General features: G+C 50.8%; 23 protein-coding genes. 19 read left to right on the forward strand and 4 right to left on the reverse strand.

What is annotated here, in order from left to right; all coding sequences use genetic code 11:
• Positions 1–268 precede the first annotated feature (268 nt).
• Together L5656_RS11375 and L5656_RS05755 are read right to left on the reverse strand one after the other, a co-directional pair.
• Complete coding sequence (locus L5656_RS11375) at positions 269–631, reverse strand: type II toxin-antitoxin system PemK/MazF family toxin (RefSeq protein WP_366017987.1); 363 nt, start codon at positions 629–631, stop codon at positions 269–271.
• The gene (locus L5656_RS05755; protein WP_297200343.1) at positions 615–854 is read right to left on the reverse strand and encodes a hypothetical protein; all 240 of its coding nucleotides are present in this window, start codon (positions 852–854) and stop codon (positions 615–617) included. Before L5656_RS05755 ends, L5656_RS11375 begins: the two co-directional genes overlap by 17 nt.
• A gap of 248 nt (positions 855–1102) precedes the next feature.
• Here L5656_RS05755 and L5656_RS05760 point away from each other — a divergent pair, with 248 nt between their 5' ends.
• The 10 genes from L5656_RS05760 (at position 1103) to yqeB (ending at position 9512) form a co-directional block, all read left to right on the forward strand.
• Positions 1103–1318, forward strand: a complete 216-nt coding sequence (locus L5656_RS05760) for an aspartyl protease family protein (protein WP_297200346.1) — start codon at positions 1103–1105, stop codon at positions 1316–1318.
• Between the two features lie 222 nt (positions 1319–1540).
• Positions 1541–1825: an Asp-tRNA(Asn)/Glu-tRNA(Gln) amidotransferase subunit GatC gene (gene gatC / locus L5656_RS05765; protein WP_297200349.1), complete on the forward strand. Its 285-nt coding sequence runs from the start codon at positions 1541–1543 to the stop codon at positions 1823–1825.
• A gap of 68 nt (positions 1826–1893) precedes the next feature.
• Positions 1894–3348: an Asp-tRNA(Asn)/Glu-tRNA(Gln) amidotransferase subunit GatA gene (gene gatA, locus L5656_RS05770; protein ID WP_297200352.1), complete on the forward strand. Its 1455-nt coding sequence runs from the start codon at positions 1894–1896 to the stop codon at positions 3346–3348.
• Between the two features lie 14 nt (positions 3349–3362).
• On the forward strand, positions 3363–4793 hold the full coding sequence (gene gatB / locus L5656_RS05775) for an Asp-tRNA(Asn)/Glu-tRNA(Gln) amidotransferase subunit GatB (RefSeq protein WP_297200356.1): 1431 nt from the start codon (positions 3363–3365) through the stop codon (positions 4791–4793).
• Positions 4794–4827: 34 nt separating this feature from the next.
• Entirely contained in the window at positions 4828–5487 is a 660-nt protein-coding gene (locus tag L5656_RS05780; protein WP_297200359.1) for an HAD-IA family hydrolase, read from the forward strand.
• 12 nt (positions 5488–5499) lie between these two features.
• Positions 5500–6264 carry an XdhC family protein gene (locus L5656_RS05785; RefSeq protein WP_297200362.1) on the forward strand — a complete coding sequence of 255 codons (765 nt, stop codon included), beginning with the start codon at positions 5500–5502 and terminating at the stop codon, positions 6262–6264.
• Between the two features lie 78 nt (positions 6265–6342).
• The gene (locus tag L5656_RS05790; RefSeq protein ID WP_297200365.1) at positions 6343–6663 is read left to right on the forward strand and encodes an XdhC family protein; all 321 of its coding nucleotides are present in this window, start codon (positions 6343–6345) and stop codon (positions 6661–6663) included.
• Between the two features lie 2 nt (positions 6664–6665).
• Positions 6666–7202, forward strand: a complete 537-nt coding sequence (locus tag L5656_RS05795; protein WP_297200368.1) for a cupin domain-containing protein — start codon at positions 6666–6668, stop codon at positions 7200–7202.
• Positions 7203–7224: 22 nt separating this feature from the next.
• On the forward strand, positions 7225–8586 hold the full coding sequence (gene mocA / locus L5656_RS05800; RefSeq protein WP_297200371.1) for a molybdenum cofactor cytidylyltransferase: 1362 nt from the start codon (positions 7225–7227) through the stop codon (positions 8584–8586).
• Between the two features lie 125 nt (positions 8587–8711).
• The gene (gene yqeB / locus L5656_RS05805) at positions 8712–9512 is read left to right on the forward strand and encodes a selenium-dependent molybdenum cofactor biosynthesis protein YqeB (RefSeq protein ID WP_297200374.1); all 801 of its coding nucleotides are present in this window, start codon (positions 8712–8714) and stop codon (positions 9510–9512) included.
• A gap of 2 nt (positions 9513–9514) precedes the next feature.
• Here the strand turns inward: yqeB and L5656_RS05810 are convergent, their stop codons facing one another.
• A complete protein-coding gene (locus tag L5656_RS05810) occupies positions 9515–9784 on the reverse strand; it encodes a hypothetical protein (protein WP_297200377.1) in 270 nt (89 codons plus the stop codon).
• Positions 9785–9954: 170 nt separating this feature from the next.
• Here L5656_RS05810 and L5656_RS05815 point away from each other — a divergent pair, with 170 nt between their 5' ends.
• From L5656_RS05815 to L5656_RS05855, 9 genes are all read left to right on the forward strand, one after another.
• A complete protein-coding gene (locus tag L5656_RS05815; RefSeq protein ID WP_297200379.1) occupies positions 9955–10479 on the forward strand; it encodes a phosphatidylglycerophosphatase A family protein in 525 nt (174 codons plus the stop codon).
• 204 nt (positions 10480–10683) lie between these two features.
• Positions 10684–12042, forward strand: coding sequence for a PLP-dependent cysteine synthase family protein (locus L5656_RS05820; protein ID WP_297200381.1), 1359 nt, complete (start codon positions 10684–10686; stop codon positions 12040–12042).
• Positions 12043–12087: 45 nt separating this feature from the next.
• Positions 12088–14691 carry a selenium-dependent xanthine dehydrogenase gene (gene xdh / locus L5656_RS05825; RefSeq protein ID WP_297200383.1) on the forward strand — a complete coding sequence of 868 codons (2604 nt, stop codon included), beginning with the start codon at positions 12088–12090 and terminating at the stop codon, positions 14689–14691.
• Positions 14692–14806: 115 nt separating this feature from the next.
• Positions 14807–16048, forward strand: coding sequence for a threonine synthase (locus tag L5656_RS05830; protein WP_366017991.1), 1242 nt, complete (start codon positions 14807–14809; stop codon positions 16046–16048).
• A 26-nt stretch (positions 16049–16074) separates the two neighbouring features.
• Positions 16075–17436 carry a dihydropyrimidinase gene (hydA, locus tag L5656_RS05835; protein ID WP_297200388.1) on the forward strand — a complete coding sequence of 454 codons (1362 nt, stop codon included), beginning with the start codon at positions 16075–16077 and terminating at the stop codon, positions 17434–17436.
• A gap of 160 nt (positions 17437–17596) precedes the next feature.
• Entirely contained in the window at positions 17597–18598 is a 1002-nt protein-coding gene (locus L5656_RS05840; RefSeq protein WP_297200391.1) for a DMT family transporter, read from the forward strand.
• Between the two features lie 132 nt (positions 18599–18730).
• Positions 18731–19012: an acylphosphatase gene (locus L5656_RS05845; protein ID WP_297200393.1), complete on the forward strand. Its 282-nt coding sequence runs from the start codon at positions 18731–18733 to the stop codon at positions 19010–19012.
• A 27-nt stretch (positions 19013–19039) separates the two neighbouring features.
• Positions 19040–20122 carry a 6-phosphofructokinase gene (locus L5656_RS05850; protein WP_297200395.1) on the forward strand — a complete coding sequence of 361 codons (1083 nt, stop codon included), beginning with the start codon at positions 19040–19042 and terminating at the stop codon, positions 20120–20122.
• Between the two features lie 45 nt (positions 20123–20167).
• Positions 20168–21775 carry a glycoside hydrolase family 26 protein gene (locus L5656_RS05855; RefSeq protein WP_297200397.1) on the forward strand — a complete coding sequence of 536 codons (1608 nt, stop codon included), beginning with the start codon at positions 20168–20170 and terminating at the stop codon, positions 21773–21775.
• Here L5656_RS05855 and L5656_RS05860 read toward each other — a convergent pair.
• The coding region (locus tag L5656_RS05860; RefSeq protein ID WP_428849299.1) for a glycosyl hydrolase family 18 protein at positions 21772–22023 on the reverse strand (252 nt) is incomplete at its 5' end. The two genes, L5656_RS05855 and L5656_RS05860, sit on opposite strands and share 4 nt — an antisense overlap.

Genomic DNA, 22023 nt, shown 5'->3' on the forward strand with positions numbered 1-22023 from the left:
CCGTCCCCCTTGTACTTGTTTGTATTAAAACCATATTTTGTGACCAGTATAGCACTTAATTAGAGCATAGGTCAATAATGGTAACTCGTGGCCACAGCCCGGTTAGCCTGCGACTTCGACTGTGCGGTGCAATGCTTAATTTAACCCTACTTTATGATACATATGTTCTAAAAACGGATTTGAAACGGAGTTGAGGCGGAGATGGTCCGGCGAGAATAAGTTAAATGTGATTAAACTCCCTGGCCAGGCATAGCCAAAGCGCAGTAGCCTACAATCCCAATAAAATTTTCAAGCGCTCTTCAACAGCTGTCATGGTTTCCGGCTTAACTTTCCCCAAGCACTGTATAAGCCTTTCCTTAGAGATCGATCTGACGTCTTCGCATTTAATAAAACTAACCGACTTTACCCCGCCTTCAGGAGGAGTCAGTTTTACATGAAATGGAATCCGTTTATCTCTGGTAGTTAATGGGACTACTACAACCATATCAGCTGGTCCATGGTTATAGGGATCTACGGAAACGATTAAAGCTGGGCGTGTACCGGCCTGTTCGTGTCCGCGGCCAGGGTTCAAATCAACAAGCCAGATTTCCCCGCGTGAAGGCAGGGCGACCGTTTTATTTGTCGAGATCATCATTTAGCGTCACATCCCAGGCTTTTCTTTCCTCTTGTTCTATCTTCCACTCTTGCCTGTCGGCTTTCAAAGCAGCAAAAGCGGCATTCGCTTGCTCTAAAAATCGCTGGCGTTTATAAGCATCCAGGGCTTTCAAAAGAATTTCCTGACGGGATTCACCTGTAAGACTAGCTATCTCTTTAAGCATTTTTAGAACCTGCTCGGAGATTCGTGTCACGGGCATCGTTATTCCTCCCAATTGCAGCATTGTCTACGATTGAGTATACTATTTTGTTTACAATTTTGTCAACAAAAAAGTTCCGTAGCCCCACTATTGCCAGCCCACGCCCTGATCGATTATTCCAGTTAACCTTCTTATCCCGAGAGTTCATCCCCGAGAACACTGCCGGAGAAAAACACTACGTAGATATGCTGGCCAGTGTTAAAATAAAGGGAGAAGAAGGCTATGTCCTTGGAAGGGATGGTCAAGGAATGGGTCTTACCCATATTGAGGCTAAAGTGGTGGGGCCCACTGGGATTACCCGGGAGGTACGGTTCTTAGTGGATAGTGGGGCCACCTATTCTCTTCTTCCTCCCGATGTTTGGCAGGCTATAGAGCTTAAACCCAAACGCAAAGCGACCTTTGTCTTAGTCGACAGTACTAACATCGAAAGAAGTATTTCTGAATGCTATATTATCCTACCTTAAGGGGAAGGCCACAGTCCGGTTATCTTGGGTGAAGAGGGGGATGAACCTTTATTGGGTGTGGTCACTTTGGAGAATTTGGGGCTTATCTTGAACCCCTTTACTCGCACCCTTCAACCAATGAAGATGGTATTGATATAAAGGAGCAGAGTTCGCAAGCGTTTGCCCTGGGGTTTTTTCTCTGTTATAATGTTCCCGGTAGACTTTCCTTAAGGTGGTGTACGTATGCCTTTAAGCAGGGAAGAAGTAGAGCATGTGGCCCTTTTAGCCCGGCTTTACCTTTCGGAAGAGGAAAAGGAAGCTTATACTAAGCAGCTAAATGCCATCTTGGAATACATGGAGAAGTTAAATGCCCTGAACACGGAGGGAGTAGAGCCTACAGCCCACGTTTTACCTTTACGCAATGTGTTTCGGGAGGATGTGGTGAAACCCGGCTTGCCCCGGGAGAAGGCCTTAAAAGGCGCACCGGCTACCCGTGAAGGCCAGTTCGAAGTACCTAGGGTCGTATAAAGAGTGGGGCGATATAAAGATTTGTGGTATATAAGGCCAAAGGGATGAAGAAGGGAGGATTTAAGTCCTTGGAACTTTTTTATTTGAGCGCCCATGAAGCTGCACGGCTTCTTCAAAACAAAGAGATAAGCGCTGTGGAACTTACAAGAGAAATCCTTAAGAGGATAGAGCAGGTAGAAGATAAGGTGAAGGCTTTTGTTACCTTGACCCCGGAGAAAGCCCTGGAGCAGGCTAAAGCCGTAGACGAGGCGCGAGCCCGGGGAGAAAACTTAGGACCTTTGGCCGGTGTACCCATGGCCCTGAAAGATAACCTGTGCACGGAAGGGATACGCACTACCTGTTCCTCTAAGATGCTTGAGAACTGGATCCCGCCCTATGATGCCTTTGTAGTAAGAAAATTAAGGGAAGCGGGAGCTATTTTAGTAGGAAAATGTAATATGGATGAATTTGCCATGGGATCTTCCACGGAGAACTCCCGTTTCTTCCCCACCCGGAACCCCTGGGATTTAGACCGTGTGCCCGGAGGTTCCAGCGGAGGCTCGGCAGCGGCCGTAGCGGCGGGCGAGGCTTTCTTCGCCTTAGGTTCCGACACAGGGGGATCCATCCGCCAACCGGCTTCCTTCTGCGGGGTAGTAGGCCTTAAACCCACCTATGGAAGGGTTTCGCGCTACGGGCTGGTAGCCTTCGCTTCCTCCTTAGATCAGATAGGCCCCTTAACCCGGGATGTCACGGATTGTGCTTTGGTATTGCAAGCTATAGCTGGCCATGATCCTCTGGATTCTACTTCGGCAGACCTACCTGTTCCGGACTACCTTGCTGCTCTGCGACAAGATATTAAAGGGTTAAAGATAGGGGTACCTAAGGAATACTTTGGGCCGGGGATGGACCGTGAAGTGGTGAGCGTAGTGCGGCAGGCCATAGACCGCTTAAGCGATTTGGGGGCTTTTTGCGAGGAAACCTCTCTCCCCCATACAGAATACGCTCTTCCAGCTTACTACTTGGTAGCCCCGGCCGAGGCTTCGAGCAACCTGGCTCGCTATGACGGTGTGGCTTATGGGTTCCGGCTCCCGGGGAAAGATGTGGTGGACATGTATATGAAGACCCGGCGGGAAGGATTCGGTGCTGAAGTTAAACGGCGCATCATGTTAGGTACATATGCTTTGAGCGCTGGCTACTACGATGCCTATTATCTTAAAGCCCTTAAAGTCCGGACTCTCATCCGCAGAGATTTTGACCAGGCCTTTGAAAAGTACGATGTTTTGGTTACGCCTACCTCTCCTACGGTGGCCTTCCGGTTGGGGGAGAGGGTGGGGGATCCTTTAGCCATGTATATGTCTGATTTATGTACTATCCCGGTCAATATGGCAGGCCTGCCCGCCATCTCCATCCCTTGCGGTTTCGCCCAAGGGTTACCGGTAGGCTTGCAGATTATAGCTAAGCCCTTTGCCGAGGAGATCCTTTTCCGGGTGGCTTATACTTTTGAGCAGGCTACCGGAAACTTTCGCCGGTGGCCTGAAATATAGGAGGGGTAGCTTAAATGGAATACGAAGCGGTCATCGGCCTTGAAGTTCATGTTGAGCTTAAAACAGCTTCCAAAGCTTTCTGCAGTTGTAGCACAGCCTTTGGGGCCCCTCCCAACACCCAGGTTTGCCCTGTATGCTTGGGCTTACCCGGGGTGTTACCGGTTATTAACCGGCAGATGGTGGAGTTCGGTATCAAAACAGCGCTGGCCTTAAATTGTAGTATAGCTCCCATCTGTAAATTTGACCGCAAGAATTATTATTACCCCGATCTGCCCAAGAATTACCAGATATCCCAATACGATCTCCCTTTGGCCCGGGACGGATATCTGGAGATAGAAGTGGACGGGGTAAAGAAGCGGGTGGGCATAATCCGCGTGCATATGGAAGAGGATGCGGGCAAGCTCATCCATGGCGAGGAGCCGGGGGCCGATTATTCCCTCGTGGATTATAACCGGGCCGGTGTCCCTTTACTTGAAATCGTGTCTGCTCCTGACTTGAGGTCCCCTGATGAAGCCCGGGCCTACATGGAGAAGCTCAAGGCTATTTTAGAATACCTTGAGGTATCCGATTGTAAGATGCAGGAAGGGTCTTTGCGCTGCGATGCCAATGTGTCTGTAAGGCCTAAAGGCTCTACTGTCTTTGGCACCAAGACAGAGGTTAAAAACCTGAACTCCTTCCGCGCTTTACACCGGGCCTTAAGTTATGAAATAGAGCGCCAAATTTCTCTCTTAGAGCGGGGGGAAAGGATAATCCAAGAGACGAGGGCCTGGGATGAACAGCGGCAGGTTACCTACAGCCTGCGGAGCAAGGAAGAGGCCCACGATTACCGGTACTTTCCCGAACCCGATCTGGTGCCCCTGGCCATCGGGGAAGAATGGATAGAGCGGGTAAGATCTACCTTGCCCGAGCTCCCCGATGCCCGGCGGGAGCGGTTGATAAAGGATTACGGCTTGCCTGAATATGATGCCCGGGTGATTACCGGGTCCAAAGCCCTGGCTGATTACTTCGAGAAGGCGGTAAGCCTTTTCCCGGATCCCAAGCAGGTGAGCAACTGGCTTATGGGAGATTTCATGCGGTTGCTAAATGCTAAAGGTTTAGAGCCGCAAGAAGCACCGGTGCCCCCGGAAAACCTGGCCGAGCTCCTTAAACTCCAACAGGAAGGTACTATAAGCATCCGCATAGCTAAAGAAGTTTTGGAAGAGATGTTCGCTACAGGGCGGGGAGCCCGGGAGATCGTGGAGGCCAAAGGGTTGACGCAAATAACCGATGTAGCCCAGCTTACAGCCATTGTGGAAAAGGTTCTGGCTGCCCATCCTAAAGTGGTAGAGGATTACCGTAAGGGCAAGGAAAAGGCTTTGGGGTTCCTTGTAGGACAGGTTATGAAGGAGACCCGTGGTAAGGCCAACCCGAACTTGGTGAACCAGCTCTTAAAAGAGAGGCTCTGACCGCAATTGGCCCGAACTTAGGAGGAAAAGGCCCGTGAGCTGGAAGGGTCGGCGCTTTAAAGGGGTGCTTTTTGATCTTGATGGAACCTTACTGGATACATCGGATTTGGTGATCCGGTCCTTTCAATATACTTTATATCCTTATCTTGGGCGTATAGTGGCACCGGAGGAGGTTTACCCCTACTTTGGTGTACCTTTGCGGGAAGGATTAAAAGCCTTTGTCCCGGAGAAAGTAGAAGAGCTGGTAGAAGTTTACAGGCTCTATAGCCAAGAACATTTTGATGAGCTGGTGCGCCTGTGCCCGGGGGTTAGGGAGGGCCTTAAGGAGCTGTACCAGGCGGGTATCCGTATGGGCATCGTTACTTCTCGGGTCCGGGAAACTACTTTGTACGGGTTACGGCTTTTTGAGCTAGAGGATTTCTTTCAGGCCATTATAACTATGGAAGATGTGAATAACCACAAGCCGGGACCTGAACCGGTGCTGAAGTGTTTAGAAATATTAGGCGTGCCTTCCGGGGATGCGCTTATGGTGGGGGATAGCCCCCATGATATAGCCGCGGCCCGGGCCGCAGGGGTAGTGGCAGTGGCCGCGGGATGGAGCTATGTTCCCCGCCAGCGCTTTATTGACGTAGAGCCGGATTTTTGGGCGGAGTCTATGGCCGAAGTGGTGGCTTTAGCCTTAGGAGCTTCTTAGGGGGTGGCTATTTTGCTGGCCTTTTACCGGGCCTTACAGCAAGCCTTAGAAGAGAATCGTGCCGCGGTAGCCGCAAGGATCCTCCAGGTTAGCCCGGAGCTTAGAGGATTTTTACAACCTGGAGCCAGGAAGCTTTACTGTTTCTCTGGTCCCGGGGTAGGAGAGCTGGGCGATAAAGAAACAGAAGAGATAATCGCTTCTCAAGCGGAAGAAGTTCTTAAGGCGCGTAAGCCCCAGTTGGTTCATGTACCCTTAGGCAAAGGATGGGTAGATGTTTTTTTGGAGCCGGTATTACCAGAACCACACCTTTTAATTTTAGGTGGAGGTCATGTGGGCCAGAAAGTAGCTACCCTGGCTAAAGAGGTGGGGTACCGGGTCACCGTAGTTGATGACCGGCCGGAGTTCGCTAACCGTCAACTTTTTCCCCAGGCAGATGAGGTTATTTGTGAGTCCTTTGCTTCAGCCTTAGATAAGATCCTTATCGATCCTTCTACCTACATAGTCATCGTCACCCGAGGTCACCGCCACGATTATTATTGCCTCCGCCGGGTGATTAGCTCCCCTGCCGCGTATATAGGCATGATCGGCAGCTCACGCAAGGTAAAAGGGATTATGGAGGGACTAGCGGCTGAAGGAGTCCCCAGGGAAAGGCTAGCACGGGTCCATGCTCCTATTGGACTGGATATTGGGGCGGAAACGCCGGCCGAGATTGCTGTGAGTATTCTGGCTGAGATAATTCAGGTTTACCGTCAGGGGGAGCAAGTTAAATCAGGGTAAAAATTATTATCAAGCAGAAGGAAAAGGCCTAAAAATGTTGTATAATGTAAAAAAGATAGTGTAAAAAGGGATAGTAACATGATGGATAGAAAGCTAATACAGGATATTGTTAACTTATTAGAGCAGGGCAAAGCCTTTGTGCTGGCCACCATTGTCCGCACCCGGGGTTCCACGCCACGGGAGGTGGGGACGAGCGCTATTATCCTGCCCGATGGCCGCATACTGGGGACCTTAGGTGGCGGGTGTGCTGAAGCTGAAATAAGGCAGAGGGCGCTGGAAGTCCTCCGCAAGAGAGAGCCTGAGCTATTCCGCCTGGATCTTACGGCAGATGTGGCGGAAGGCGAGGGTATGGTTTGCGGAGGGATCATGGATGTTTTCCTTGAACCTATGGGAGGTTGAAGATGCTAGGGAAAAAGATACGCCAGATTCGCCGGGAGAAGGGTTTAAGCCTTAAGGAAGTGGCTGAGAAAACAGGGCTTACCTCAAGTTTTTTAAGCCAGGTAGAAAGGGATTTAGCAGATCCTTCTATCACCTCCCTGCGGAAGATAGCCGAAGCCCTGGAGGTACCTATATTCTATTTCTTACTTAATCATGAAGAACACAGCCCGGTTGTGCGGCGGGACCAGCGTAAAGTGTTGCGCCTTCCCCAGTCGCACCTGACCTATGAGCTTTTATCCCCGGATCTTAACCGGAAGATGGAAGTTATGATGGCTCGCTTGGAACCGGGGGCCGCCAGCTCGGATGAGCCCTTATCTCACCCCGGAGAGGAATGTATCGTGGTGTTAGAGGGGTGCATGGATATCGACATCGGGGGAGAGGTTTACCGTTTAGAAGAGGGCGACAGCATATATTATTACGCAGCCGTACCTCACAAGCTGTGGAATCCGGGGGATAAGGAGCTGGTATTTTTATCGGCTATAACACCACCTTTGTTCTAGGCTGGTGAGTGGGTTTTGGCGTATGGAGTTTGGTGTAAGCTTAGAGCTAAATGAGAGAGAGATCATCACCCTGGTAGGGGCAGGGGGGAAGACCTCTGCCCTTACCTGCATGGCCAGGGAACTGGCGGGCAGGGGCAAGCGTGTTATAGCTACCACTACCACCAAGATGCTATTATCCCAGCTTCAAGAATTAGCGGAGCCGGTGATATGCCCCCAGGTTCCAGAATTGTTAGAAAAGGTAAAGGAGAAGCTCAAAAAAGGCAATTTGGTTACCTGTGGTAGCCGAGTAATAGAAGGGGGAAAGGTTGTAGGGCCTTCTTTAGAAGCGGTCTCGCGGCTAGCGCGCCTGCCTGTTGATTACATACTTATTGAAGGTGATGGTGCCAAAGGAGCGGGTCTTAAAATACCAGCAGCCTACGAACCGGTTATACCTTCTGAAAGCACCCTGGTCATCACCGTAATGGGGCTTAAGGTTTTGGGAAAGCCTTTAAAAGAGCCCTGGGTGCACAGGCCGGAGCTCATTCTGGGATTATTGAATAGAGAGGAACTACCGCACAACGTGACGGTACCCCTGGCTGCTACTCTTCTGGGCCATATGTTAGGGGGCAGGAAGGGGGTACCGGAAAGTGCTCGTTGGGTTGTCCTTTTGAACCAGGCTGAGGAAAAGAGAGAACAGGAAACGGGCCGCCTGCTGGCTGAAGAGCTTTTTAAATATGGACCGGATCGAGTAATTTTAGGTGCGGCAAAATTTGAGGCTCCCGTACGGCAGGTCCTTGTCCCGGCCGCCTCTTTTTCAACTAACGTGGGGATTATTGTTTTGGCGGCGGGGAAATCCAGCCGTTTTGGGGCTCCTAAACAGCTTTTACCTGTGGAAGGGCTTACCATGGTCCAGCGGGTGGTCGCTTCAGCCGTGCGGTCCGGGGTAGGTGAAGTGGTGGTAGTTTTAGGACATAGAGCCGAAGAGATAGTTCCCCTTCTTAAAGGGTATCCCGTGCACCTGAGCTTTAACCCGTCCTGGCAAGAAGGGATGAGCACCTCCCTTAAAGCCGGCCTTTTGGGTCTTTCGCCAAGGGTACGGGCTGCTTTGGTGTTTTTAGCCGACCAGCCGGGAGTAACCCCTTCTGTATTGCAACTTCTGGCGAAAGCTTACTCGGAGACGGGCAAAAAGATGGTGGTGCCGTACTACCGGGGACGTAGGGGTAACCCGGTTTTACTGGACCGTTCATTGTGGGAGGAGATATTCTCCCTGGAAGGCGATAAGGGGGCCCGGGACCTTTTAAACCGCTATCCAGAGGAGGTGCTTACCGTAGAGGTGGATTGCGCCGGGGTGATAGAAGATATAGACACCCCGGAAGATTATATCCGTTGGGTTAAGAAAACCTGAAAAGACCTAACCCGATTACCATGTGGTGCTGGGGCGGGCATGTTCAGGGTAGAGGTATAAGATAAGTATATTGGCAGGATGCAGCAGGGAATAGAAACAAGGATAGAACAATTGGGGGATAAAAAATGATCCGGGAAAAACTGGTGGTCATCAAAGGGGCGGGGGATCTGGCCAGCGGTGTAGCCCACCGGCTTTGGAGGGCGGGTTTTAATATTGTTATGACGGAGATACCCCAACCTACGGTGATCCGCAGGGCGGTGGCCTTTGCCGAGGCCGTGTACTCCGGCACTACGGTGGTGGAGGGTGTACGGGGAAGGCTGGTAAAGGATGCTCAGGAAGCTCTGTGGGTCGCGACTTCCGGTGAGATAGCCGTGATAGTAGATCCCCAGGCAAAGGTGGTAGGAGAGCTTAGGCCCCAGGTAGTGGTAGATGCTATCATGGCTAAAACTAACTTGGGTACCCGGATAGATGAAGCACCCGTGGTTATAGCTTTGGGTCCAGGTTTCCGGGCTGGGCGGGATGCCCACGCGGTAATCGAGACCCAAAGGGGACATGACCTTGGCCGGGTGATCTTAGAAGGTGAGGCCCTGCCTAATACTGGCGTTCCTGGAGAAGTGGCGGGGTATTCGATAGAAAGGGTTTTGAGGGCCCCTGCCGAAGGGGTTTTCCAGGGGTTAAAAACTATCGGCGACCAGGTTCGACCAGGGGAGGCAGTGGCCAGGGTAGAAGATGTTCCCGTAATATCTGCTATTGGAGGGGTCTTGCGCGGATTGTTGCACGATGGGCTATGGGTGACCAAAGGGATGAAGGTGGGCGATGTAGATCCCCGCGCAACTCTTAAGCACTGCTTTAGTATCTCTGATAAAGCCCGGGCTGTGGCTGGTGGAGTATTGGAGGCTATTTTGTATCTAGTGCGGAAACACTGATCTCAAAATAACCTCTTCGCCTGAAACCAAAAAACAAAAGCTAAAATCACTTCAATGATAGGAACTAATATCGCTACTTTAATCCAGTTTTTCGCTCCAAATAAATAAGATGCCATCGGGAAAACCGTTAGGGCGCTGAATAACATTAGCCATCCAGATTTTTTATAAATACCAAGTGCCAAACAAAGAAATGAAATAAAAACAAGGATCCACATGAATAGCCCAATCCAATGAAAGTTATACCAAGTGATTATCTCATTTCCGATTCGCATTTATCATCAAACCCCCTATTTTATTTTACTTGAAAAATTCGATAACTTTCACCCCTTGGCGATACTGCCTTAGGGATTTCATGCGAAACCGTTGATGGCCATAATTGAAGCCTATTGTTATGCTTTGTTGTGCTATAATGTTGTTAATTTAAGAGAGGGGGCCGGAGAAGATGGGCATGATTAATGTAGCTAAGGAAGGACCTACCCCGGGGAGCCTAAGGTTAAAAGAATTGACCATCGAGTGGCTGGAACGGCGGGGTGTCACCCTGGAGGATATGGCTTCCCTGGTTTATTCTATTCAGAAAAAATATCTTCCTGCTTTAACCCTTAAGGAGTGTCTAGAGAGCGTAGAAAGGGTCCTGGAGAAAAGGGAGGTACAGAATGCTGTTTTTACCGGGCTTTCCCTGGATGAAATGGCCGAAAAGGGCTTGTTTGCCGAGCCGTTATCTAGTATGTTGCGCGGCGACGACAGCTTATACGGGATAGACGAGGTGCTGGCTTTAAGTATAGTCAATATCTATGGCTCTATCGGGCTTACCAATTTCGGATATTTGGATAAGATAAAGCCCGGCGTTATCGGTAAAATCAACGAGAAAAAGGGCCAGCAGGTCAACACCTTTTTAGACGATCTGGTAGCTGCCATTGTAGCGGCGGCCGCAGCCCGTTTAGCCCACCGGGAACGAGATAAGGAATGAGAAGAAGGGCGTTGGCTACGACCAAGAGGCTACGGCCCAAGGCTGCCAGGAGGATAACTCAGTGTCTTAAGGGCGAAATTATCGCCCTTAATTTTTTGTGAGAAAAAAGGGATTGAACCTTTTCCGTCGAATACTATGTAAGTAATAGTGAAGTTTTTAGCTCTATATAATATTGTACTTAACAAGCTATACGGAGGGATTACCGTGGGAGGCAAGATACCCTTTGGACCTACCTATGAAGAGATGCTTTATCCGGAGAAGATCGACCCTGAGATCCGGCAAAAGGCGTTGAAGGCCCTTAAGGAGGATGAGCTGGATCCTATAAACCTTTTTAACATCACTTGGAAAGATGAAAATAATAAGGTGCGAAAGCTAGTATTACCGCCGGAGCTCACAGGAGTGGATGCCAATATAGTAGTACTTCTAGGACGGTATTTTCCTTCTGGATCTCATAAAGTGGGACCGGCCTATGCTACGCTTATCGAGGGATGTGTAGACGGGGTTATACGGCCTGGTGAACATACTATTTTAGGCCCTTCTACGGGCAATTTCGGTATCGGCGTAGCCTACATTTGCCGCCTTATGGGTTATAGGGCCGTTGTCATTATGCCAGATAGCATGAGCAGTGAAAGATACGAGCGTATCCGTAAATATGGTGCGGAACTGGACTTAACTCCTGGAACGGAATCGGATGTAATTCTTACCTTGAAGCGTACTTATGAACTGAAAAAGGACCCCAAAAACTTTGCCCTGGCTCAATTCGAGCTTTTGCCCAACTACCGGTTCCACCGGTACGTTACCGGTAATTCGGCTATCGAGGCGGTCCGGGACGTGGGCAATGGCCGTATAGCTTGCTTTGTATCCGCACCGGGTTCCGCCGGCACCATCGGAGCGGGCGATGAGATTAAGAAGGTTTTTCCGGAATGCAAAGTGGCGGCGCTGGAGCCTTACGAGTGTTCCACCCTGGCGACTGGAGGCCGCGGGCAGCACCGGATCGAAGGCATTGGAGACAAGATGTGCACTTTAATCCACAATGTGCTTAATACCGATTTTGTAGTTTTAATCCATGATGATGATTGTGTTAAAGGGCTTAAAATCATCCAGGATGGTACAGAGATTCTTATAAAGATGGGTGTTAAGGAGGAAAAGGCCCTGGAGCTAAAGGATAACTTCGGTATTTCCGGCATATGCAACATCATTGGGGCCATCAAAATGGCTAAGTTTTTACGGCTGGGACCCGGGGACAACGTGGTGACCATTGCTACCGACGGTTTCGACCGGTACCGTTCGGTTCTGGACGATCTAGAGCGCCGGACCTTGGAGATTACGGATTTTGTTTTAGAACGCTGGTTCCGGGACATTTTCCTGAGGGCGAATGAGGAGTATATATACGATTTCCGGAAGCCCGAGGCTAAGGAACGGCTTTTTGCTCAGAAAGAGCAGGACTGGCTTCCCTTCGGGTACACTAAGGAATATCTAGATGCCATGCGGAGCCCCAGTTTCTGGGAGGATGAGTACGCCAAGATAAAAGAGTATGACGAAAAGATACGGGCTTTAAGGTAGCTTAAGGGGTGGGCAAAAGTGAAATACCCCAAAGGAGGGTGAAGGATGCGCCTTGAGTTAACAGTTAACGGAGAGGTCAGGACTCTGGACGTAAGGCCGGAAACCACGTTGCTGGAAGTTTTACGGGATCACCTCCGGCTTACGGGAGCTAAAAACGGGTGTGGAGAAGGCGTCTGCGGCGCTTGTACGGTTCTGTTAAACGGGCGGCCTGTCCGGGCTTGCCGGATCCTTGCCTCGGAGGCGGCGGGCAAGGAGGTATTAACAATAGAGGGGTTGTCTCCTAGGGAAAAGGAAATTTATGCCTGGGCTTTTACTGCCGCAGGAGCAGTACAATGTGGGTTCTGCACTCCGGGTATGGTCATGGAAGCCAAAGCTCTCTTAGACCGTAATCCCGACCCTTCTCCTGAAGAGATACGTAAGGCTTTTAAAGGCCATCTTTGCCGCTGTACGGGTTACCAAAAGATAATTAAGGCGGTTCAAAATGCCGCACGTGCTTTGCGAGGGGAGATTGACCCCGATCAAGGGGAAGGGGCAGGTATGGGTAAGCGCTTTTTCCGGCCCGAGGCGCCGGCTAAAGCGCTAGGTCAGGCTACCTACGTTGATGACCTGGTATTTTCTGGCATGCTCTATGGCGCCGTCCTTCGCCCTCCCTTTGCCCGGGCCCGCCTACTTTCTTTAGATGTGAGCCCTGCCTTGGAGATCCCCGGTGTGGTGGCTGTCCTTACGGCTAAGGATATACCCGGAGAGCGCTATCAGGGGCTTATTTTTAAGGACTGGCCTGCATTGGTCGCGGTGGGTGAAGAGGTGCGCTACGTAGGTGATGCTATAGCCTTGGTGGCAGCCGAAAGCCCGGATATAGCGCGGAAGGCATTAGAGAGCATCAGGGTAGAATATGAACCTCTGCCTCCGGTAACCTCTCCTGCCGAAGCCCTGGCTCCGGGAGCCCCGCTTTTACATCCTAAAGGAAACGTCTTAAGCGAGACAAAGATAATTAAGGGTAATGCAGAGGAAGCCCTGAAATCCTGCGCCTATGTAGTGACCAATACTTACCGGACGCCCTTTACCGAGCATGCTTTTTTGGAGCCGGAAAGTGCTGTGGCTGTTCCGGAAGGGGACGGTTTGACCGTATACACGAGCACTCAGGGAGTATATGAGATCCAGGAACAGATTGCTTCCCTTTTAGGGGTGTCTCCGGAAAAGATACGGGTAGTGAATCAATATGTGGGAGGAGCTTTCGGAGGCAAGGAGGATTTGAGCGTCCAGCACCACGCGGCCCTTTTAGCTTGGTTTACAAGGCGGCCGGTAAAGATAACTTTGAGCCGCCGTGAAAGCATTCTTGTCCATCCCAAGCGACATGCTATGGAGATTAAACTTACTACGGGCTGCGATGAGGAAGGCCGGCTGGTAGCCCTGGTGGCCGAGATTACTTCTGATACAGGGGCTTATGCCTCCTTGGGAGCGCAAGTTTTAGAGCGCGCCTGTACTCATGTTACCGGCCCTTACCGGATCCCCCATGTCAAAATTTACGGCCGGGCAGTCTACACCAATAATCCGCCGGCAGGAGCTTTCAGGGGGTTCGGCGTCCCCCAGGTAACCTTTGCCTGTGAAAGCCAGTTAAACCTTTTAGCCCAAAAGGTCGGCAAGTCTCCCTGGGAGATCAGGTGGATAAATGCCTTGGAGCCGGGGGATACCATAGCTACCGGCCAGATAGTAACAGAGGATGTGGGCATTAAAGAGACGCTTTGGGCTGTAAAGGAAGTTTTTGAGAGTAGCCCTTACGCAGGTATAGCCTGCGCTTTTAAAAACGTAGGGTTAGGAGTGGGCACGAGGGATATCGGGAGGGCTAATCTAGTAGTAAGAGAGGGTAAAGTTTTAATTTACTCCGGTGCAGCTTGTCTGGGCCAAGGGCTAGAGTCTGTGCTCATCCAAATTGTGGCAGAAGCTACGGGTCTGCCGGCCGAAAAGATAGAGGTGATCTTGGCCGATACAGCCCTTACCCCGGACGCAGGCATTACTACGGCCTCGCGCCAAAGCCTTTTCACCGGGGAGGCCGTACGTCGGGCTGCCAGTGAGCTTGCCCAGGCCTTAAAAGAATGCACTCTGGAGGAGCTAGAAGGGCGTAGCTTTGCTGGTGAGTTTTACGGGGCCACGGATCCCATAAATTCGGGGAAGGAGCATCCGGTTACCCACGTGGCTTACGGGTATGCAACCCACGTGGTCATACTGGATGAAGAGGGCCGGGTGAGCAAGGTGGTAGCGGCCCATGATGTGGGCCGGGCTATCAATCCTTTAAATATAGAAGGCCAGATCGAAGGCGGCGTAGTAATGGGACTGGGATTTGCTTTGACAGAAGATTTTCCTGTAAAGGAAGGTATACCCCAGTACCAACAGCTCGGCCGGCTGGGCCTGTTCCGGATTACCCAGGTACCTCCTATAGAGACTGTTCTCGTAGAGAAAGGTGGCACCCAGTACGCCTTCGGGGCTAAAGGTTTAGGTGAGATAGCTAGCATCCCCACCGCTGCTGCAGTAGCCGGAGCCTACTTCCGCAAGGACGGGGTCTTCAGGACTTCCTTACCGCTAGAGGGCACTCCATATAGGAAAAAAGAAAAGCAAGAAGAGAAGGTTACGGCTGGCAATAACCCTCAATAAGGGCTGCAAAGAAAGGGCTCAGGTGATGAGCCTGCGGCAAGTTTAAGCAAGAAATTAATGGAAAGTTGATCAGCAGGCGTATACAAAGAAAGGATGGACTGCAGTTATGGCTCATATGTCCAACGTGGTAGGTCTCCACTGTATAAACTGTGGTAGAACATACCAACCTGAGGTAGGGCTATATACTTGCCCCCATTGCGGGGAAAAAGAAGGTATCCTGGATGTAGATTACGACTACGATTACATTAATAAGGCTATCTCCCGGGAAAGTTTGCGGGAAAATGCCGAGCCTTCTATGTGGCGTTACCGCCCTTTCCTACCTGTAAATCAAGTAGGTGAACTTCCGCCCTTAAGGGTGGGGTGGAGCCCCTTATACAGGGCTAAACGTTTAGCCCAGGAGCTGGACCTAAAATACCTCTATATCAAAGATGACGGAATAAATCCTACGGGTTCGCTAAAAGACCGGGCTTCGGCCATAGCCGTGACCAGGGCCTTGGCCGAAGGGGCTAAAGCTGTGGCCTGCGCGTCCACCGGAAATGCTGCTTCTTCTTTAGCCGGTGCTGCTGCTTCCGTGGGGTTAAAAGCCTTTATTTTTGTTCCGGCCAGGGCTCCCCAGGGGAAAGTAGCCCAGCTTCTCATTTTCGGGGCTACCGTGGTGAGCGTACAGGGTTCCTACGAGGATGCCTTCCGGCTTTCAGCCCAGGCCATAAAGCGTTGGGGATGGTACAACCGTAATGCGGCTATCAATCCTTACTTGGTGGAGGGGAAAAAGACCGTCTGTTTAGAAGTGGCTGAGCAGTTAAATTGGGAAGTACCCGATTGGGTGGTGGTTTCTGTAGGAGACGGTTGTACTATAGCGGGAGCCTGGAAGGCTTGGGTGGACCTGCACCGTGCCGGATGGATAGACAGGCTCCCGCGGATGCTTGGAGTGCAGGCTGAGGGCTGCTGCCCCATTACCCGGGCCTTCAGAGAGGGCGGTAAGGTTCGCCCCATGGAGGAGAATACCCTGGCCGATAGCATAGCCGTAGGGGTACCCCGCAATCCGGAAAAAGCCCTGCGGGCCGTACGCCATTCTGGAGGGACCATGGTAAATGTTAGCGATGACGAAATACTCGATGCCATGCGCTTGCTGGGCAGGACCACAGGTGTTTTTGGAGAACCTGCTGGGGTAGCTGGGCTGGCCGGGCTTATCCGGGCGGTAAAAGAAGGAATAGTAAAGGCACATGAAAAAGTGGTGTGCTTAGTTACCGGAAACGGGCTAAAGGATGTGGCCAATGCCATAAAGGCCACTCCAGCACCTTTAAGTTTGCCTCCGGACATGGAAAAACTGGCCGTGGCCCTGAAGCCTTTACTATAAAGCAATAAAGGGAGGGGGCAGACCCTTTGGCCTGGCTGATTAAAGGTGGTTGGGTAGTTACGGCGGAAAGGGTAGAGCAGGCTGACCTGTTGATAGAAGGAGAGAGAATTGTAGCCCGGAAGCCGGGGCTGGCTACCTCCTCGGCAGATGTCTTAGATGCCAGGGGAAAATACGTTTTGCCCGGGGTCATTGATGCCCACGTCCATTACCAGATGCCCATAGGGAACTTGTGGACGGCGGATGATTTTTATACGGGCACAGCGGCAGCCGCGTGCGGTGGGGTTACCACAGTTATCGATTATGCAGAACCTCTCGGATCCGGTGATAGATTAGAAGAAGCCATTGAACGCCGCCTTGAGGAAGCCGGGGAGAAGGCGGCAGTGGATTTTAGCCTTCATCTGGTACTTCTTCCGGGGCATGAAGAAGATACGAAAGCTTTACAGGCAGCAGTAGAGCGGGGCCTTGTCAGTTTTAAAATATTTACCACTTATAACCAGCGGTTAAGCTATACAGCTATTAAAAAGTGTATCCAAGCTTCCCAAGAGATCGGTGCTTTAGTAACGGTTCATGCTGAAGACCATGAGCTGGTTATGTCCGCCCGGGAAAAGCTTAAGGCGGGCGGTCGCACTTCCGTACGTTACCACGCCCTAAGCCGGCCTCACGAGGCGGAGGTAGAGGCTGTACGCCGTCTGATTGACATAGCTAAGGAGTGTCAGGCCCCCCTTTACTTTGTCCATATTTCTACAGCAGGAGCGGCCGAACTAATAGCTTCCGCGAGGAGAGCAGGTTTACAAGTTTTTGGTGAAACCTGCCCTCATTACCTGCTTCTTACAGATAAGGTTTATAATACAGAGGATGCCCCCCTTTATTTGATGTGCCCACCTTTAAGGACCAGGGAAGATAACCTAAAGCTCTGGGAGGTCTTATCAGAAGGGTATTTCCAGGTGGTGGCTACCGACCATTGCAGCTATACTCCGGAGCAAAAATTATCCGGTACAGCCTTCTGGGATACCCCTGCGGGTGTCCCGGGAACGGAGACTCTTCTGCCCCTTCTTTACTCTTATGGAGTGAGGGAAGGCTGGTTGAGTTTGCCACAGCTTGTGCAGGTACTTTCAACTAATCCAGCCCGGCTTTTCGGACTATACCCGCGCAAGGGAGAGCTTAATCCCGGGAGCGATGCTGATATCGTAATTTTTGATCCCCGGAAGGAGATAAAGCTCAGTGCTGAAGCCCTTCATTCCGCGGCAAGATATACGCCCTTTGAAGGCTATACTTTGAAAGGATATCCGGAAGCTACCTTCCTGCGCGGGCAACTTGTATATTACCAGGGGAGATTCTTAGGCCGTCCGGGGCAGGGCCGGTTTATTCCCGGTAAGCTCCAAATTTAGGGTATAAAGCCGTACCTTATAGAAGTTATAGACTAGTACAGGCCGGAAGGCCTTTTTATTTTTAAGGGCGGTGCCAAATCGGTTTTCCTACAAGTTGCTATAAAGGTTAAAAAGGGCTAAAATTATCCCTAGTTCCCTAAGACAAAGAGAGGGTACGGGGATGATGGTTGAGCACAAATCGGAGGATCAAGAGTGTAGTCCGGGAAACAGACTGTTGTTCACTCGTATAGGATATGCAGAAGCCATTTTAGCCTGCCTCCTATACGGGGGCAACACTATAGCGGGCCGCTTGATAGCGCCGCAAGTACCGCCTGTAGCTTTATCTCTGATCCGGGGAATTTTGGGGTTACTTGTGCTGGCCCCATTCCTTTGGAAGCAGAAGAGGGTGGTCAAGCTTGAAAGAGGGGATATCTGGCGGCTAGCCCTTTTAGGCTTGGTAGGTATCGGGTGCGCTTATACTACCTTTGCCTGGGCTTTGCAGAGTACTACGGCGGTGAATGCAGCTATTATATTTGCTACTTTTCCGGCCGTAACTTTGGCCTTGCTGGCTTTATTTTGGGGTGTGCGGCCCACAGCCTCGCAAGTCATTGGGGTGATTATAGCCTTCGCCGGGCTCCTTTTAGTTATCCTTCAGGGTTCCTTTGCCCGGCTTTTAAGCCTTTCTTTCCAGCCGGCAGACGGACTTATGCTGCTTAATGTGCTGGCAGTATCTTTAAACAACATCTGGGGGCAGGGCTTGATGCGAAAATATCCTCCCTTGCTGGTGGCGGGGTACAGCCTTTTATTCGGTTCTATCGGTCTTTTACCGTGGGGCCTTTGGGAGATTGCGGTGTACGGTTGGAATCTGTCTTTTACCGAGTGGCTCCTTGTGCTCTATATGGGTATTATCATAGCAGGGTGTGCCGTACTTTTAAATTTTGAAGCGGTGCACCGGATAGGAAGCGGGCCGGTGGCTATATTTAATAATTTAAACCCTATCTTCGCCATAATCTTGGCCGCTCTACTTCTCAAAGAGCCTTTACTTCCTTATCATGTGGTAGGCATTTTCTTGGTATTATTAGGGGTTAGCCTTTCCTTGAGGTCCGACTTAGCCCATTCCACCGGCAGTTACCGGGCTAAAGAGGCTAGACGGCGGCAGCCCTGCCCCAAACAGGGTTGCTAAAAAGGGCGGCTCAAATTAAGGCGGGCAGCATACGGTTCAGGTAAACATATGGTATATTTAGTATGGCACGTAAAAATTAAGAGGGCTATAATTTTTAAAGATAACGCTAAGAAAAGGAGGTAGCGAAGCTTTATGGCTACCGTTCGCGCTCATTTTAGCGTGCGCGGCCGTGTACAGGGGGTGGGTTTCCGTTATTTTACCCGAGATCATGCGCTGGCTTTAGGCATAAACGGATGGGTAAGGAACCGTTACGACGGTACGGTAGAAGGTGTTGCCGAGGGACCGCAGGAGAAGGTGGAGGAGTTTTTGTCTTTGTGCCGGCAGGGGCCGCAGCTGGCTCATGTAGAAGGAATGGAAGTTAGGTATGAAGAACCCCAGGGAGAGAAAGGATTTACCATTAGGGAAACTGTTTAATTTCTCTTATAGGAGGTATTCTTCACCTTGAGTAAGAGATTGGGTATCCTAACAGGGGGCGGGGATTGCCCAGGATTAAACGCAGTAATAAGGGCGGCAGCCAAGACAGCGTACGCCCACGGCTACGAGCTTTATGGTTTTTTGGACGGGTACACGGGCGTGGTAGAGGGACGGTACATTAAGCTGGACCCTCCGGCCATATCGGGTTTGCTCCACCGGGGCGGTACCATCCTGGGGACTAACAACCGCAACGACCCCTTTCATTTTCCGGTCCGGGAAGGGGACAAGGTAGTCTACCGTGATATGTCATGGAAAGCACTAGAAAACCTGGAGAGGCTAGGTATAGAAATTCTCTTGGTGATCGGCGGCGACGGGACTTTAGCTGGTGCACGGGATTTAAAGGCTAAAGGGGCCCGGATTATAGGGATTCCTAAAACCATAGACAATGACTTAAAGGCTACTGACCAGACCTTCGGTTTCGATACAGCCGTACGCACGGCAACTGATGCCTTGGACAAATTACATACCACAGCGGAATCCCATCACCGGGTAATGGTTTTGGAACTTATGGGCCGCTATGCAGGGTGGATAGCTCTGTATAGCGGTCTGGCCGGAGGAGCCGACGTAATACTCATACCGGAAATCCCCTGGACACCAGAAGGAGTAATTAAAAAAATTGAAGCCCGGCGGGCGGAGGGGAAACCTTTTAGCATTGTGGTGGTTGCTGAAGGGGTAAGGTCACCTTCTGGGGAACTTGTGGTTCAGCGCCGGGTGGAGGGGAGCGTGGAAAAGGTACGGTTGGGAGGCATCGGGCAGCTGGTAGCCCAGATTATTGAAGAGAAAACCGGTATTGAAACCCGGGTTACAGTGCTGGGCCACATTCAGCGGGGTGGCTCACCGTCCTCTTATGACCGGGTTCTGGCCACACGTTTCGGAGTAGCGGCTGCAGAGCTGGCCGTTAAGGGTGTCCACGGGGTTATGGTATGCTTGCGCGGCAACGATATCTCGTATGTACCTTTAGAGGAAGTGGCCGGAGAGCCCCGTACGGTACCGGTGGATCACCCCTTAATTCACACCGCTAGGGCCATAGGGATAAGCTTTGGAGACTAAACGTTGTGGATAAGGTTTTTTAAAGATGTGGAGGGAAGGGAGCAATTGAGTAGGTATAGATGGGTTACTTTTATATTGCTCCTTATTTTTGTTTTGGTCCTGGCCAGGCTTGGTCCCGGAGGCCGCGCCGGAGAAGAAGCGTGGGAGCAGGGCGTTCCTGTAGGACATTTTTTTGAGGAAGGGGAAAGAAAAAACAAGGGTGCGCCTAAGGAGGGTACCTTTAAACGGGAAGAAGATTCCCGGGAACTCACTAACATTTACGATGGTTTTAAGATAGCGGTGCCTCCGGGGTGGGAGGCTGAGATTCTTCCAGGGGTGGCTACCATTTTGACCCGGCCTGGCGTGGCCAAACTTTCCATTTTTGTACAACCTTTAGAGAAAATCACGGCAGAAGAATATATTTTGTACAGCAACCGGAGCCTGCAGGAAGGCTGGGGCACTATAAAGGTAAGGGAGTTTAAGAAGCTTAATCTTAAGGGGTACCCCGCCTGGATATGGGAGTGGACGCGGGATAAAGTTGCTCCTGGCGACTTCAATTACTACCGGGAATATCATTTGTTGGTTTCCCGTACAGTCTATACTTTTCTTTTTAAAACCGATGCCGAAAACTTGCAGGAGGCTACCCGCTCCTTAAGCTATATATTACAAAGCTGGGAACCCTTACCTTCTACTGGTAAGCCTGCTTTTCCTGAACCGCAACGGCTAGAGCGAGAGATATATATCGAGGGGCCTCACCACAAGCTAATTATCCCCAAGGACAAGGTACTATGGGGCATACTAAACCCGCATAAATTGGGCAAACTGGAGTATTTCCGGCAGCTTATCCCCCTGGAGGAAAAGCTAAACCACAAATTTGAATTTCTCATAACCTATGCCGCCTTCGACACCCGCTTCGATTTAAGAGAGTTACAGAAAATATACGATGACGGGCGCATTTTGATGGTGGCCTTGCAGCCCTGGTGGTACGGTAAGAAGGATGATACCTCGCTCATTGACCTTTTAAAGGGCAGGTACGATGATATCCTCCGGGAGTGGGCCCGCCAGTTTAAGATGCTACGGGACCCGGTATTTGTGCGTTTCGGAAATGAGATGAACGGGGACTGGTCCACCTGGAGTGCCTGGTTTTACGGTAAGGATACCGATATTTTTAAGATGGCTTGGGATTATGTTTACAGGATATTTAAAGAAGAGGGCGCTACCAACGTTATCTTTGTGTTCAATCCACACGATCGTTCTTTCCCCAATTTCAAGTGGAACCATTACCTCCTTTATTATCCCGGAAACCAGACTGTGGACTGGATAGGGCTTACTGGATATAACAACGGTACTAGCTACCCTGCAGACCTCTGGCGGGAGTTTGATGCTATTTACGAGCCTCTCTACAGGGAATACATGTATTATTTTAAGGACAAGCCCTTTATTATTACAGAATTTGCCAGTAACGAAATAGGAGGGGACAAAGCCAAATGGATAAAGAGGGCCATGGAGAGCCTGGCTGTTAATTATCCCAACATTAAGATTGCCGTTTGGTTTAATCAGATAGATGGTAAGTGGCTTTATAACCTAGATTCCTCACCGGCAAGCTTCCAAGCCTTTGCCGAGGGGCTAAAAAAACAGGCTTACCGGTTCCGGGCTGTCTGGCCCAAGAATTAAAAGGAAGCCCTGAGCTCCCAGATGCGTGGGTCTTCTAGGCCTAAGCGCCAGACCCCGATACCGGGAAGGTTGTACTCCTGTACCAGCTCAAGCTTTTTACTAAAGCTCCGCACATCTTCAAACCATACTACGTGGGGGATGTTGTCTTCGACATAGCTAAAGGTGGATTCTTGGGCGGCCTCGTCATAATAGATGTTAACACCCAGGCGGCGGGCAAGCTCTACAGCTTGGCTGTAGGAGAGGGTTCT

Source organism: Thermanaeromonas sp. (genome assembly GCF_021890735.1).
Taxonomy (GTDB): domain Bacteria; phylum Bacillota; class DSM-521; order Neomoorellales; family Neomoorellaceae; genus Thermanaeromonas.